Annotated in this window: 14 protein-coding genes and 1 pseudogene; 12 read left to right on the plus strand and 3 right to left on the minus strand. The window is 43.4% G+C overall.

Going from position 1 to position 15001, the window contains the following annotated elements; genetic code table 11:
• Positions 1-248 precede the first annotated feature (248 nt).
• Positions 249-596: a hypothetical protein gene (locus ACJJIS_RS07790; protein WP_444958005.1), complete on the minus strand. Its 348-nt coding sequence runs from the start codon at positions 594-596 to the stop codon at positions 249-251.
• Positions 597-1499: 903 nt separating this feature from the next.
• Here ACJJIS_RS07790 and ACJJIS_RS07795 point away from each other — a divergent pair.
• The 9 genes and pseudogenes from ACJJIS_RS07795 to ACJJIS_RS07835 all read left to right on the plus strand — a co-directional run bounded on the left by ACJJIS_RS07795 (position 1500) and on the right by ACJJIS_RS07835 (position 9639).
• Entirely contained in the window at positions 1500-1847 is a 348-nt protein-coding gene (locus ACJJIS_RS07795) for a DUF5992 family protein (protein ID WP_475709924.1), read from the plus strand.
• A gap of 890 nt (positions 1848-2737) precedes the next feature.
• Positions 2738-3106: a hypothetical protein gene (locus tag ACJJIS_RS07800; protein ID WP_475709925.1), complete on the plus strand. Its 369-nt coding sequence runs from the start codon at positions 2738-2740 to the stop codon at positions 3104-3106.
• A 963-nt stretch (positions 3107-4069) separates the two neighbouring features.
• Positions 4070-4381, plus strand: a pseudogene (locus tag ACJJIS_RS07805) (DUF5992 family protein).
• Between the two features lie 38 nt (positions 4382-4419).
• Positions 4420-4752, plus strand: coding sequence for a response regulator receiver protein (locus ACJJIS_RS07810; RefSeq protein WP_475709926.1), 333 nt, complete (start codon positions 4420-4422; stop codon positions 4750-4752).
• Between the two features lie 227 nt (positions 4753-4979).
• Entirely contained in the window at positions 4980-5312 is a 333-nt protein-coding gene (locus ACJJIS_RS07815) for a response regulator receiver protein (RefSeq protein ID WP_475709927.1), read from the plus strand.
• Between the two features lie 432 nt (positions 5313-5744).
• Positions 5745-6080: a hypothetical protein gene (locus tag ACJJIS_RS07820; RefSeq protein WP_475709928.1), complete on the plus strand. Its 336-nt coding sequence runs from the start codon at positions 5745-5747 to the stop codon at positions 6078-6080.
• 733 nt (positions 6081-6813) lie between these two features.
• On the plus strand, positions 6814-7149 hold the full coding sequence (locus ACJJIS_RS07825; protein WP_108733618.1) for a hypothetical protein: 336 nt from the start codon (positions 6814-6816) through the stop codon (positions 7147-7149).
• Between the two features lie 225 nt (positions 7150-7374).
• Entirely contained in the window at positions 7375-7716 is a 342-nt protein-coding gene (locus ACJJIS_RS07830; RefSeq protein WP_108733617.1) for a hypothetical protein, read from the plus strand.
• Between the two features lie 456 nt (positions 7717-8172).
• Complete coding sequence (locus tag ACJJIS_RS07835) at positions 8173-9639, plus strand: alanine/glycine:cation symporter family protein (RefSeq protein ID WP_475709929.1); 1467 nt, start codon at positions 8173-8175, stop codon at positions 9637-9639.
• 43 nt (positions 9640-9682) lie between these two features.
• Here the strand turns inward: ACJJIS_RS07835 and ACJJIS_RS07840 are convergent, their stop codons facing one another.
• Both ACJJIS_RS07840 and ACJJIS_RS07845 read right to left on the minus strand, forming a co-directional pair.
• The gene (locus ACJJIS_RS07840; protein WP_475709930.1) at positions 9683-10057 is read right to left on the minus strand and encodes a SirB2 family protein; all 375 of its coding nucleotides are present in this window, start codon (positions 10055-10057) and stop codon (positions 9683-9685) included.
• A 257-nt stretch (positions 10058-10314) separates the two neighbouring features.
• Positions 10315-11187 (minus strand): M91 family zinc metallopeptidase, encoded by an 873-nt coding sequence (locus ACJJIS_RS07845; RefSeq protein ID WP_413662402.1) that lies wholly within the window; start codon positions 11185-11187, stop codon positions 10315-10317.
• Between the two features lie 873 nt (positions 11188-12060).
• On the opposite strand from ACJJIS_RS07845, the gene ACJJIS_RS07850 reads away from it, so the two are divergent.
• The 3 genes from ACJJIS_RS07850 (at position 12061) to ACJJIS_RS07860 (ending at position 14989) form a co-directional block, all read left to right on the plus strand.
• Complete coding sequence (locus tag ACJJIS_RS07850; RefSeq protein WP_475709931.1) at positions 12061-12516, plus strand: hypothetical protein; 456 nt, start codon at positions 12061-12063, stop codon at positions 12514-12516.
• A 270-nt stretch (positions 12517-12786) separates the two neighbouring features.
• On the plus strand, positions 12787-13782 hold the full coding sequence (locus ACJJIS_RS07855; protein WP_475709932.1) for a zinc-dependent alcohol dehydrogenase family protein: 996 nt from the start codon (positions 12787-12789) through the stop codon (positions 13780-13782).
• 250 nt (positions 13783-14032) lie between these two features.
• The gene (locus ACJJIS_RS07860) at positions 14033-14989 is read left to right on the plus strand and encodes an antibiotic biosynthesis monooxygenase (RefSeq protein WP_475709933.1); all 957 of its coding nucleotides are present in this window, start codon (positions 14033-14035) and stop codon (positions 14987-14989) included.
• Positions 14990-15001 lie beyond the last annotated feature (12 nt).

Here is a 15001-nt window from a genome sequence, read left to right on the forward strand (position 1 = left end):
GCAGGAAGAGCGCTGCCGGCAATAGCACCGCGTTTTCTAGAGACTATATGCCGACTGTATTGGTTCAAAAGTTCCACATAAGAAAGTGTAACTAGTCGGTTATACCTTGTACTAAGAGTTTACCGAGGTTGTCGTACCGCCTGAACTGAGCCCGCTCAGCCTTAAGGTGACTTTAATAGTATTAATTGGGATGGTGAAGTAGCCATCCCCCAGTACATCAATATGCTAACCTGTCTTTGCTGCTTAAATTAATGTATAGACAGATTTCTTAAATCAGCAACATTTGAATAAATACTACAGTCATCTGTGCTCTTTATTACCACATCTCTTCCTGCTGCCAGTGCTGATAAAAGAATACTTAAATACATCTTCCCCTCTTCAGTGGTTCCTATGAAAGCAAATGAAAAACTGGTATTTGTTGAGCAGGCTACTTCTCCGGTTGGAGCGTCTTCAGTTTCAATAAAGACTTTTCCTTCATCTTCGGAGCTTGTATATTGGGGGCCTGTATGAATTTGGGAAATCTTTCCTGAATAAGTAAACTCAGCATTGCTGAATGCGGAATAAAATCCCAGCAAAATCACTACCAAAATTCTCATTTTGATTTCCTTGTAGTAAATTGTAAAAAATATAAAGGTGTTAGTGTAGAGGCTGTATGATACAATACTTTGACTACGCTGCGCTAGCAGGTGCAAATTTATATCGTTTGCCATCCCATCTATTTAGTCTGCTTGGTTGTGCATGTAGGTTCGAGAAAGCCTTTGATCCTTGTTTCAATTCCATGGCGCTTATAACTAAGATTGTTTTTATTTCTCAAGCATTGGTTTTTGGTTGGTGAGCCCTGCTACCAATCCGTCAACATTAAGTTCATTTTTAGAAAGATTATAACTTAGTTTTAATTGGGTGAGATGTGGAAGGTGTTTCTGGACGCCCGTGGGTTGAAAGGAGCAAGAATTAGGTTTTGGCTTTAAAAATTGAGGCTTTAGGTAAAAGCCAAGAGGAGTGGGGGTAGCTAGGGATGGAGAAAATAATCAGCAGGGTGCTCCAGAATGGTAGCGTCAGCGATCGCTGATGCCGTGTACCCAGCGTTTCCCGAGTTTGATGCAAGCTTGTCGCGATCCAGTCAGGCCATTAAAACGGTATTCAAAATTACGGCTGAGATACAACCAGTGTTTTGGTGGTACTCCCTGGCGTTCGAGTATAGGGGGCGTCCTTAGAAATGGAGACGCGCTTTCTGGAACCTAAGTGTTGACCACTTCAGCCTATAAGCTCCAAGTAGTGATTTAGTCGAGACTTCTTATATTTTGAATAACTAGAAGTAGACGCTGTTCGCTTCCTTTGGGTAAGCTTATTGGAAGGCGGGTTTGTGCTAAGTAGAACATTAGTTTTCTTGGTGGCGATTAGGGGTAGATAAGCCACCTCGCCGGGCAGTCAAGTTGACCTTGTCCGGCAAGAATAATAAGATTTTCACTTCTATTTAAGAAACTACACTGGAAGTAATGATGAAGAAAATTATAGCCACTAGCTTAATGGCGCTTTCCATGCAGGCAGTTGCAGATAAAGGTTGGATTGCTACAGATGTTGAGGTAACAGCTGTTACAAATACCAATTCTAATGGCCAAAGCTTTTCAGTGGTTGTGACTGATGGTGATGGAAATTATCCATGTGAAGATACAACAATAGGTTTTCCTCTTGGTGCTGCAGGCAACGAAGGCGGGGATGAAGGTATTCATAACAGAGCATTTAGCTTAGCCATTACAGCCTTAACTGCCGGGAAAAGAGTCAGCATATATAGCTATTCTGACAGCTCAATATGTAGTGGAGCAGCACATATTAAGTTGCTTAAATAAGCTTATCGGCCTAGGTGCATTCTCGATGCATCTAGGCTCGTCTATAAAATTTAAGCTCTAGATTCTTAGTGATGATAGGTTCATTAGGCTGTGCTTGTACCAGCTGATATCCAATAAGTCTTCTTGCTTTAGGCTAATTCACTCTTCGCACTTTCTTCCTTCATTGTAATCTGGTGAGGCTTTCTGAACTGAACGCTCGGCCATGCTGGAAATCTTGAATAGCCTTTCCCAAAAGGTGCTAGTCTGGGTTTCAGCGTGGTTCATAACTGTGCAGAAGTACTTTTCTTTCTAATGTGAGATATAGTGTCGCAAAGGTATGGGGGCGCTAGTTTTTAGTTGGTCATAAGGAAAGTAATGGTTAAGGCTGCATCATTGCTATTAATTTAATCTTTTTTCTTAGTTTTGAGTTCTCTTATTGCGTTGTTTCTATTATGTATGCTGTCCGTGCGTGGTGATTTTTGAGGTAAGGATATCATGTGGGCGGTTATTGGTGGCGGGTAATATAACGGGGAAGCTATAAATATTTCTTTGTCTTTCGTAAGTGGGGTTAAGGTGGGTGCATTTTTATTGGGGTTGTTTGTTGTTTTCCGGAATTTTAATATGGTGCTTGTTAGGGTGGCTGTGTATAACCGCTTGCATTATGTAAGTGCAATATCGGATTGCTTGATGTGCCCCCTATGAATCGGTAACGAATTGTTTGATTTGGGGGTTGAGTGAGAATTCTAATCGATGCTTGGTATGCCTATGAATTGTTATGAGCCTGTGGTTTACCAAAAACCTATAGTAATATAAAATCAAAATAATAAATCTTTAGTTAATTTGGAGGCGTATAGCCTCAATAAATTCACTATGATGAATGCTGATGAAAATATATATTTTGGGGATGAATTTTGAATAACGGAAATTACTTATTGCTTGGGTGTCTTCTTGCCTCTGTTAACGCTTATTCTGCTGGCCAGACCTGTACTGGCAATGTTACTACAGTAGAAGTTGCTGCAAATGGAAATGTTCACGCTAGTATAAAAGATAGTACTGGAGATACTAATTTTTATAGTGTAGGAGTTTGCAGGGTTACTGAGACCGTGGGTGAGTTTGCTGAAGAATCTTGTAAGGCAGCTTTAACCCTTCTAACAACTGCACATGCGACAGGAAAGGAGGTGACCCTATGGTTTCGGGAGGATCAGTTTTCTTCCTGCTCACAGTCATGGGGGGAGGTTTGGTCTCAAGGAGTTTATCATCTTCGATTGAAAGAAAGCTGAGAGTCCTGATTTTTCTGATGGATGAAGAGTTGTTTAAAGAGCCAATCCAGAAATCCAACATGCCATGATAAACGGGAAAAGACTGGAAGTGGCACCCCTGCTCGGTAAGCCCCAGCAAACTGCTGTGGTCGATTTTTAGTAATTGTTTTATTTTATTCAGTACTAAGTGCTATGAAGTCACAGGGAGCTTCCTTCAGGCTTGAAATGGAGGGGTTGGATCAAAACGGAAGGGGGTAGTGTTAGGGTGTTGGGTGTAAATTAATAGGGTGTGCTAGAAAGGGAGCACCGGCAATCGTTTATACTTTGTGCTCAGCGTTTATCGAAAAGGATCCAGTCTTGTCGAACAGCTCCTGCTGTTCCCGCTAGGCGTTTGAAGCGGCTTTCAAAGTTTCGGCTGGGTTAGGGCCGGTGCTTTGGTGAGATGCCTAGCCGTTTAAGAGTAGGGGGAGTATTTCCATAAATGGTGCCGCGCTTTCTGGGGCTAAATGTCGACCACTCCAGTTCACCAGTTCCAAGTAGTGATCCAGCTGAAAGGATAATCATTTATGCATACCTAGACGCTCGTTACCAACAGGCGGTCGGGGACCTTTACTTGCCTTTCCGAGATTGCCACACAAATAGAATTGGGTTTGCCAGTCGTTGTATAGGAGGAGCTATTGTGGGTATAAATTCTATGCTTCTCCCAGGATATAGATGTGCTCTCCATTTATGGTTCCTGGGTGCGATGTATGAATACCTGCTGGCTTTCTTAGTATATTATTCTAATGAGCTTGTATCACCGCGCAGATTGATAGTGGGTCTATCTAATTACTGCTAAATCGACGGTGTTGTTTAGAGTTCAATAAATCTTAATTGATATAAATGTGCTGGGAATGGTGGTAGTATGCAAAAATTTTTATTTAAGTTGAAACTTTAGAAAAAGGAAATATTGTGATGAAGAAGGCGTTGCTATAATTTTTCGCCCTGTGTTCGGTAAATGGATGGGCTTCCAGCGGATATATAGCCCAAAGTGTCGAGATTACGGCAGTCGCAAATACCGCAGCAAACGGTATGTCGTTTACGGTGAAGACTGCTAATGGTAATGGCTTGTGTAGCGGTGAGCCCATAACCTTTCCGTTATCAGTGGCAGGTAATGCAGGGAATAATTAGGAAATTCATAATCGGGCTTACGCTGCTGCCCTTACAGCGCTGACCACTGGTAAAAAAATTTCTATATATAGCTATGAGGACTCTTCAGTTTGCAATCGCGCGGCCTTTATTGAAATCTTTAAGTAAATTGTTTTAGTTTTATTTAGTAAGTTTAGGGTGATAGTGTGTTAAGGCTTAAAGCTTTTATTTGCTTGTTTTTACTTTCTTTTTCTGCTGTTGCGGAGGAAGTTTGGTTTACTTCAACGATCACAAGGGTATATCCCCATGGAGATGGTCATTTCGTTATAACTTTTGCCGACGACTCTCCCGGCTGTCCAAGCGGTATTGACCCCAAGTACCATCGGGTAAAAGTTGGGGAGAATGGTGTGACTGAGGTAGGGTTAAACCTGATGTTTAGTGCGGCTTTAGCGGGAGCTGCAGCAGGGAAGGAAGTTCGAATTAATTTTGATGGTAGCAGTAGCACCTGTTATATAAATAGATTGTTTGTTAAATATTGAGGGCTGTACTCGCAAGGTGCTAGCATTTTGCGAGCAGTCTTTAACTATATAGTAAAACTGACAAGGCGTTGTTATTTTTTTCGCTTTGTATTTAGTAAATACATAGGCTTTTGGTAGGTAAATGGTCAAGGTGTGGAGCGTACGGTAATTCTTGTAATCCCGCAGCCTTTGTTGGGGTTTTTCAGTAAATTATTTTGGCTTTTAGTTTCTGGGTTTAGGGCGGTTGTATGTTAAGGTTAAATGCTTTTATTTTTCTAATTGTTTTTTCATTTCCTGCAGTTGCGGAGGAGGTTTGGTTTACTTCAACGATTACGAAAGTATACCCTCACGGGGATGGTCGGTTTGTTGTAACTTTTGATGACGATTCTAGTGCTTGTATTAATGGTAATGACCCAAAGCACCATTGGGTGGTGCTGGGGGAGAATGGTGTTACACAACAAGGGCTAAAATTGATGTTTAGTGCAGCTTTGGCAGGAGCGGCAGCAGGGAAAGAGGTTACAATTAATTTTGATGATAGTACTAACTGGTGCTATATAAGTAGATTGTTTGTTCGATATTGAGGTCTATAGATTTGTGCTCGTAATGTAGTTGGATATCGCAAACCAAGTATGCTTCTTTGATGGATGTCCGGAAATACGTTCGTTGTTTTTCTTTTGGTTCCGTGTTAATTCATCTCAGAATTTGGTGTAAGTATTGATGCCTTTAATTGTTGGTGCATCAGCTCTATTTGAAGTTAATAGTGTGAATTTAACGATGTGAAAATATTTGATTTGGGCAGCAAGCTACCCAGAAGGTAATTGTTGTGTGAGTTATATAGAATGGTGAATAAAATGTATTTGCCTTTTAAAACAGAAAGCTTATGATGATTGCTACTCTAATTGAAGCGTTGATTCTGCTTAATTTATTGTTGAGTGCCGGGTAGGAGAGGTGCAAAATTGTGCTATGATACACAAGCCTCACCTTTTTATTATAGTGATTTTTAGGATATATTGATGAGAAGAAGTATAACTGCAATGTTAGCAGTACTCTTAATGAGTACATCTGCGCTAGCTGAAGACTGGGTAACTCATACGGATACGATTGAGAAGTTAGATGTTTGGCCTTCTGGTAGTAATGCGTGGGCGATATCGATTGTGCCAAGTACAGAGCCCAATGCAGGCTGCCCCGATGGCTTTTACATTGAGCAGAATGCGGTTAACAGTTCAGCGGCTTATAGTACTCTTTTGACTGCTTTCAGTATGGGGCTTCCGGTATCTATACAGTTTAAAGTATCTACTGCTTTAAACGATTACTGTAAGGCGAATCGAATAAGGTTAAAAGCTTCTTAAAGGTAATAGTTAGACTTTGCGAGTGGCGGATTTGACGGGGTCGCCTTCTCTGGTTTTTGTTTCTGATGCCTATTCTAATGGCCATTTCTTTCTGGTTTAGAGTTAAGCGCTATGAAATCGTGGGGAGTTCTACTTGGGGCTCGAAACGGTGGGTTTGGATGAAAACAGAACAGATAGTGTTAGGATATTGGGTGGAAATTAGTAGGATTTAGTAGGCGAAAAATTCAGGACACCTATTGGTTAAAAGGTGATATGGGTCGGTCATACAGCTGGCAAGGGCATATACATCCACCAAATCCTGGGACTTAAAAGAGTGCTGCACGATCACCTTCGGGACTGGCCTGGCACGTGAAAGCGTCAGCCTCAACAGCAAGTAGATCAATTGATCTTCTACAGAGCTGTCCGCCAAAAAGGTGCAATGGAATTTGGACGTTTCTATTTCACTGCGATCAAATGGATTACTCTCTTAAAAACGCAGGGCTAATTTGTAATCTTTCAAGAGTCGCTGTCAGTGGGTATTAACCTTAAGGTTTAGTTAGGTGGTTAGGGGGTTCGAATCTATAAAATTACAATATGGTTCTAACATTTGCTTTCGTATAAGTTGCTGAACAAATTCACTGTGTATAAAATAGATAAGTTGGATTTTACCTCATTTGTAAAAAAATGAGGCAAAGTTATTATAACTGGTACAAATGAAACAGTTATCATTCCAAAATAGGAATAAGGATTTATAGTGAAACGTCAGTTAGCAGCAATTATAGTGGCAGGTTTGCTGAGTGCTAATAGCTATGCAGCAGAATACTCCGGATGGACAAGCATCGAGCAAATCTCTCTTGGATGGGGAAGTAAAAGGGTAAACTTAATGTTAAAGGATGAGATGCCTGATCCACTTGATTGTAGTGATGCTAACTCAATGGTGCAGGCAGATGAAAATGCACCGAATTTAGATCATATCCTTTCTATTGCTCTCACCGCTCATTCAGCAGGAAAAGAAGTAAACCTGGTAATCGATGATGAAAACTGTTCAGCTGGCGGTAATATTAGATTGCTTTCTCTATTGATTAGATAATTAATAAAAGTAAAAGTGATATATGTCTAGGCTAGAGGTGGTGCGACAGCTGTAAGGCAAATTGAATCAAGCTAAGCGCACCGTATAAACGGTCAGGTTTTACAGTTGACAAACTGATTTTTGTAATTTTAGATTGCGATAGGTATTGCTGATTTTTTAAACGGGACAATTAACTTTGTCCCGTTTGTAGATAGAAGCATAATAATTTTTTATTGGAGTGTTAATGTGAGATTTTTTTCGTTATTTTTGATTTTTTTCTCTGCTAGTGTTTTTGCGGACTTTCCTGAAGAGCAGGGTGAGATTAATTTTCTACAGGTACATAAAACGCCTGAGTCAGACTCATCCTCAGGTAATAGATTTATTGTCAGACTAGATGGAGATATGTCTGACGATACTTGTGGTGGTGGACAGTGGACTGGTTATTTGACGTCTGAAGCTGGTGCGGCCCAATATTCAATGCTGCTTTCTTCTGTAATGGCCGGGAAGAAAGTGAAGATTGAAGGAAATTCAAATGTGATCTGTGAGGGTACTTCCACTCTTATTCGAAATATTTATTTGGTCTTCTAAGTCAGTTTTATAGTGGTTTCGCGCTGAGGGTGTTGGAGTGTCGTTTTAATGAATGATCTTCAGCGCATTAATAGATCTTATGAATTTGACAGATTTCATTATTATCATTTTGTTTTACTGGTTTTGCATGCCTCCTAAGTACTATATCTTGCGCAACGATTCAATTTTGAGGTAAATAAAAGTCTTTTGAAACGGCTATAGTTGCTATACCTTATTTCTTAAAGCTAGTTAAGCTTAATTAACGGTTAGTTGTTCTTAAAGTGTTGTAACATATCGTTCTCTGAGTATTCCAAGGTTAATAGGAAGGTTTTGAGGTTGGCATAATTTCTACGCCAACTCTGTCATGTATCTTTACAGATCCTTTTTTTGCTCAAAATTAATTCTTGAAATATCTGCTAATCTTACTACCAGCGGGCTGGCGGCATTTATAACTATAAGCGGTTAATGGGTTAGGTAATGCAAGATTTTCTGGATCATTTCACTACCCTGATCGAGTGGGCAAACCTGCTCGCCTGGGGCGGAGTCGGTGGCATCTGGTGGCTTGGAATCTTGATTTTAGGATTGCTGCCAGCGGGGCTCTACTTTTCTATTCGCACTCGCTTTATACAATTTCGTCACTTTGGTCATATGGTCAAAGTCATGATTCGTGGCATTCATAAGGAAAATGAAAATTCAGTAACCGCATTTCAGGCATTCGCCACCAGCGCAGCTGCGAGAATCGGCACCGGAAATATTGCTGGTGTGGCTGTGGCTATAACCGCTGGCGGGCCCGGAGCGGTGTTTTGGATGTGGCTGGTGGCCTTGCTGGGGATGGCCACCAGTTTGGTGGAGAATACTCTCGCGCAAACTTACAAAGAGAGCGGTGATGTTCCCGGAGCATTTCGTGGGGGACCTGCCTATTACATTGAAAAGGGGCTGGGACCACAGTGGAAATGGCTGTCCCTGACTTTTTCAGTTTTTCTCATGATTTGTTACGGATTTACCTTTAATGCTGTGCAGTCAAATACGATGGCTGCCGCATTGTATGGAGCTTGGGGTGTAAGCCCTTTATGGGTGGGTTTTTTTATTGCGCTCTTTGCCGGGATTATTGTTTTTGGCGGTATTCGTTCAATTGCGCGCTTTGCCGGTATTGTTGTCCCTTTTATGGCAATTGGTTACTTGTTGGTAGCTTTCTATGTTTTGGTCGCCAATATTGCTGAATTACCTGGGGTGCTGTTGGAAATTCTGGCAAATGCCTTCGGGTTTCAGGAGGCTGGGGCGGGGGCCTTTGGTGCGGCGGTGGCCAATGGAATCAAGCGGGGCCTGTTTTCCAATGAAGCTGGACTTGGCTCCTCGCCCAATGTCGCTGCTGCTGCAGATGTAAAACACCCAATGGTGCAGGGATACGTGCAAATGGCATCGGTATTTCTCGATACCATTATTATCTGCACTTCCACGGCAGCCATTATCTTGGTGGCAGATGTCTTTATGGTCGGTAATTTGGAAGGGGTTGAGTTGGTTCAAGACGCACTGGCGAGCGAGGTGGGTACCTGGGGAAGTAGTTTTATTGCTACGGCATTGATGTTTTTTGCCTTTACATCAATTATCGGTAACTACTATTACGGCGAAACCAATATTTATTACCTCTACCATACCCGAACATCCATCTTATGTTATCGGCTATTGTTTTTGATGTTCGTACTTTTTGGGGCTTGGGTGGCAGATACGGGAAGTGCAGAAAACTTTGTCTTTCTTTGGCGTATGGCCGATGTCTCGATGGGTTTTATGGCATCGGCAAACCTTATAGCTATCTTACTTTTGTCTGGTGTGGCCTTTAAGGTAATGGCAGATTACGAGAGTCAGTTGTCTTCCGGGGTGCGTGAGCCGGTGTTCAATGGAAGTAAATTTAAAATAAAAGGCATTGAGCACGATGTTTGGGGTTGATACCAGTTTGAGGTTGATACCAAGAGTACTCAATGCCATCCAGTTACAAGCTGGGCTTGTGCATCGCCAGATAGAAAATAGCGACTACTTGCAGGAAGGCAAGTACACAGGCAGTGATTCTAATTGGCTTGGAAAAGTTGGGGCGCAGAGCAAAGACGCCAGCAATAATGTAGCCAAATACCAGGGCTACTTTCGCACCTAGCCAGGGCGATGTGCTCGGGTTCCAGCTGCCGAGAATTACCAGTCCGGCAGCTGCAGCTAACAGCAAAGTGTCGTTGAGGTGTGGCACCCAGCGCAGGGGGCCATTTCGCCAGCCCGTGTTGTGGCTGAACTCCAATCCCACCCTGATGGTAAACAGCAGGATACTGAGCGCTGCGGCGGTCATGTGGACGTGTTTTATAAGGGCATAATCAATCATGGTTATGATCTGGCTGTATGTTGACCAAGGTGTTCTGTGTACCCTCCAGACAAAGGGAAGGTGTGATTCTAGCCGCCAAAGCATAACGACATGCTGTGGTCGGATGCAATATGCAAAGCGGGGAAGGCAAGAAACCTACTGCTAGCGATATCTCATAAGTTAATACTGCTAGCAGGAGGTACACAGATCATATCTGTCAGTTTGCTTTGGTGGAGCGGCCTCAGGTTTTGGTGCTGGCGGGGCCCATATGCGCGAGATTAGTTCAGGTTTCTGATCTGGCCATACTTCATCCGTTGCGCTACGCCATGTTCAGCCCGAATCATATTTTCGTTAATGGCTAGCGGGTCAGTAGGTACATTACCGTCATCGTCACTGAGCCCGACAGTGGCGATCTCCTCACGCAATTCCATGGAGCCACCTACCCATATCCAGCCGCTAGTTCTGGTTGAGATCAGGTTGTTGCGGTTTGGGATAGTTATATTGTTATAAACAATATTTAGACCGCCATTGGCAATGCGGGCCATGGTTAAGGGAGCATTTTGCTGGCGGAGAACTCTACCCATGGGAGCCTGGCGTTCATCGGCCAGGAAAGTGGAATTTGCACTGCCCGACAGGTATCGCCCGCGATTACAGCGGTCAGCGTGGACCAATTCATGGGCCAGGGTGATATAGCTTGGGCAATTCCCCATTGCCACGGTGCCGTTGTTGGCCAGGTTGGCGGTTTGCAGGGCTGTATTGTTCCACATTACAACGCCGCTGGAGCCGCTGCTCATCACTTTGGCCATAAAGCCTCTGTCCGGGCTTACTAGTGGGAGGTAGCTCTTAAAGCCGCTCCATACCTGATCCATCAGCCACTGGTCGGGACGAAATCCGAGAGCGTGGTGCTCAGTAATTCTGGTGTCATGGCGGCTGGTAATTAGTCGGCGTAGCAAAGTGGTGCTGTTTGCCCTCAAGCCAGCTGCAGTCAAAATACCAACTCCCTCTGTAATTCGCAGCACATGTCGCCCCCCGGTTCGGTATCGCTCCTGTGTATAGGTAAGTGCGGTACCGACACCGCCGACAAGAGTATTCAGGGCAGCCCTTACTTGTGTGATAAACGTGATATTACTGGAGTCAATGCAGAGCCCCATTGTTATTCTCCTGTCCTGCTAGCAATACGAATTATCGTGGCTGAGAAAAGCTGTGACTTTTTGAAGTTTCTTAAATGGAAATTAATACGTAAGCAGCATAAAGCTAAAGGTATTAATCGATATGATTTTGATAATAGTGTTCTGTACTTGCCTAGAATTTCTGAACTGAAAAGTTCTCTTTGGTCAGATTGTATATTTTGCAAGCGAGGCAGGATGAATTCCTGGAAAATTAAATTTTTTTTTGTAATTTTTTTGAAATACATCTTGTAACTATCTAAATGATTATTTTAGGGATGCCTCTACGACTCTACTCCCAACTGGTACGTTTTGCTATATATTTTATTTTCCATGATGATTATTTTAATAAATTTAAATAATTGTCCGTTGAGCAGTGTTGGAGAGCGCTATTTGGCAACTTACTACTGGGGTGGAAGGAAAGAATACACCGCACTCGAGACACGCTGTGAATACATCCCTGTAAGCTCCTAATCGGCATCCATGCCTCATAGGGTCCCAAGCGCGGTGTATTCTTTCCTTCTCCCTTTTTAGTATGTGCTTGCCTGCTTTTGGGTACTGCGAAATGCTAAGTTTGGCTTGCATTGTGTGTTTTCTTGGTTCTGCTTGGGTCTCAAGGGGTGTAGCTGTGACGTATTAAGGAAGGTATCTTGGGGGGGGTGTGGGATTAACCATTAAGTCAGTGCTGGTGTTAGTTGTTGTTGCGGTTTTGATATTGGTATATGCAACTGTTTCCTATAAAAATATAAATGGATAGCGGTTGAGTATCCTGTTGATGTTACAAAAAAGTGGAGGAGTGAATTTAACTTCCGATCGCAATTAAGTGTGCCATTCGAGCTGGAGTTGCAGACAGAAAGGGTGCTTGATTTTCGCGAGCAAAATTGTCGGTTGAGTATTCAATTTCTTGATAAGGAAAAGTATAAAGCTCATTCTGAAACGCTGGTTATCGATTGGGCAATTTTAGAGGAGGGGGTTGAGGTTGCAGTGGGTAAGAGCGGTGACAAGGCCTCAGGATTTTGGGGGTCAACAATGGGAAGAACACTGCATGTATGCGAAACAATAAAGGGCAGGAATTATACCATTCTAGCTTCTGTGATAGAGCCTGACCCTGCACTTGCTGTTACGGACCCGGTGCTTAAGGTGGTAATTGATCGGATAGAACACAAAAGTGCCGTTATTTACTTCGGCCTGCTTAATTTAACTTCTTTTCTGCTTATTGTTATCGCTGCTGCAATTTGCTTCATTGGACTTACTACTGGGGTGGAAGGAAAGAATACACCGCACTCGAGACACGCTGTGAATACATCCCTGTAAGCTCCTAATCGGCATCCATGCCTCATAGGGTCCCAAGCGCGGTGTATTCTTCCCTTCTCCCTTTTTAGTATCTTCAAGTGGCTGACTTGAAATTGCTAGCTTGAACCACACATAAGTAGATCCAAATGGCGATTTGTAAATGGGTTTGATTTATCAGGAGGAATCTAAATGGCCCCACTGTTAATAAGCGTCAAACTCTAGTGTTCATGGTACATTTTGTACAGCGTGAAGGTCGTTGTTCATAATCAATCGAAAAAAGGATACGGCGATATGTTAAAGGCGGAATATCAAGAGCGCGGACCAGTGCCGCAGGATGTTATTGAGGCGGTGTCCTTTGATACCCCTGAACTTCAAGAGGGGCAGGTGTTGCTGGAGATGCTGGCAGCACCAATTAACCCTTCAGATGTTCTGACCCTGACGGGCGATTATGGGATGTTGCCTCCTCTTCCTGCGGTTGGAGGCAATGAAGGTGTTGCTAAGGTCGTCAAACATGGACCTAATGTTACCGCGCCAGCCATTGGCCAGGTCGTTCTCCTGCCGGTAGGAAGCGGCACCTGGGCTACACATATGGTGGCCAATGCCCAGGGGCTGATTCCGCTCCCGAATAATGTAGACCCTCTACAGCTTTCCATGATAACGATTAATCCGCCAACAGCTTACTTGCTGTTGAGCGAATTTGTAGATCTCAAGGAGGGGGATTGGGTTATTCAGAATGCCGCAAATTCCGGTGTGGGGTCTTATCTGACAACCCTGGCCAAGTTGCGGGGCCTGAAAGTGATCAATGTTGTCCGCCGTGAGTCTTTGATTGAGCCGATGAAGGCCGCAGGCGCTGATGTGGTTCTCGTGGATGGTGAGCACCTGGGTAAGCGAGTGGCTGAGGCTACTGGTGATGCTGAGATCAAGCTAGGCATTGATGCTGTTGGTGGAATGGCAACTGCTCGTATGGGCGAAGCTCTGTCAAATGGCGCAACCTTAGTGAATTATGGCGCGCTTAGTGGGGAACCCTGCGTTATCGCACCGGGGATGATCATCTTTAAAGATATCACCGTGCGCGGGTTCTGGCTGGCCAAGTGGTTTGGCTCGGCATCCCCAGAGCGGCAACAGGAAGTTTTTGGCACTATCACAAAGCTTGTAGCGGAAGGTAAGTTATCTGCACCAGTTCATGGCACATACCCTCTGTCTGAAATTAAAGAAGCGGTACGAATAGCTGCGGCAGGCGGGCGCGACGGCAAAGTACTGGTTGTTAGTGAAAGCCTGACTGGCTGATTGCTCGCGCATTTATTTTTCTAGCGGAAGTGTCACCCAAATAGGCGACACTTCTGCAGACCGCTCCGTCATTCGTACGGAGCGTTACTTCCCAAATGCTACCCTTGATGTCAGTCCTGACATTTCGTCTAAGTTTGTTTGTTGCGATAGTTTTCAGCAAAAGCATTCGTTCGCAAAAATGAACACAAATACATTCTGCTTGCATAATACTTTGATCTTTAGTTCATCCGCCGGAGGCTGCTGCCAGATAATGGAAGAGGGTTCCAGTGCTTGTCTTGTATTGTCTCAAGAGGTGCCAAAGTACCTGGGGGATGAGTATCGATCATGGCATCAGAAGCTGGTGGATGTTGCGCTAGATTGTGATGGGCTGCTCGAGGTGAATTTGTTAGAGCCCGTTTCTAATATCCAAAATGAGTGGGTTCAAATATTTAAATTTGATACGGTTGCTCACCTTGAAACGTTTCTTGGAAATAACTTACTTAAAGACCTAATTGCTTTTTTAGAGAAGAAATTCTCGGTTGAAGTAGTATCTCAAGTTATCGCTGGTGCAGATCAACTAACAGTGCCCGTAACGATTGTGGTATCCAAAAAAGTGAAGCCTGAATTTTTTCGCGAATATATGCAGTGGCAGAAAGAGATTGATAAAGCACTTAAAAAATATCCAGGCTTCTTGGGCGCTGGTCTAACTAAGCCAATAAAGGGTATTCAAGAGGAATGGGTTGCAATATTTCGATTTGACTCCAACAAGCATTTAGACAACTGGCTTAATTCTGATGAACATAAGCGATTGGTAAAACGTGCTGAAGGATTTTTTGAAGATGTAAAAATAAAGCGGATAGGGCATGGCTTTGAGGATTGGTTTTCTCGGGCTCGTGGCCGAGCTCAAGACACTGCGCCCTCGCAGTGGAAAATGGCCATGCTCATTTTATTGATGTTATATCCGATAGTTATGGTTATTACGATGTGGTTGTTACCTTTGGTAGAGAGTTGGCCCTTTGCGACGACTAACTTCTTTATCAACTTATTAATTGTTACGTCGCTTACTTGGGTGGCGATGCCGCTGATAACTAGAGCTTTTAATACTTGGTTGTCTGACAAGTCAGGAAAGCTAACAAAAATCAACACTATCGGAACCCTTATCATTATTGTTCTCTATGGGGTCTCGATAATGCTTGTTGCTTGGCTGTCGAGTCTGAATTTAAGGTAGTCTTTCATGATG

This window comes from Microbulbifer maximicatervae (SeqCode), assembly GCF_056231245.1.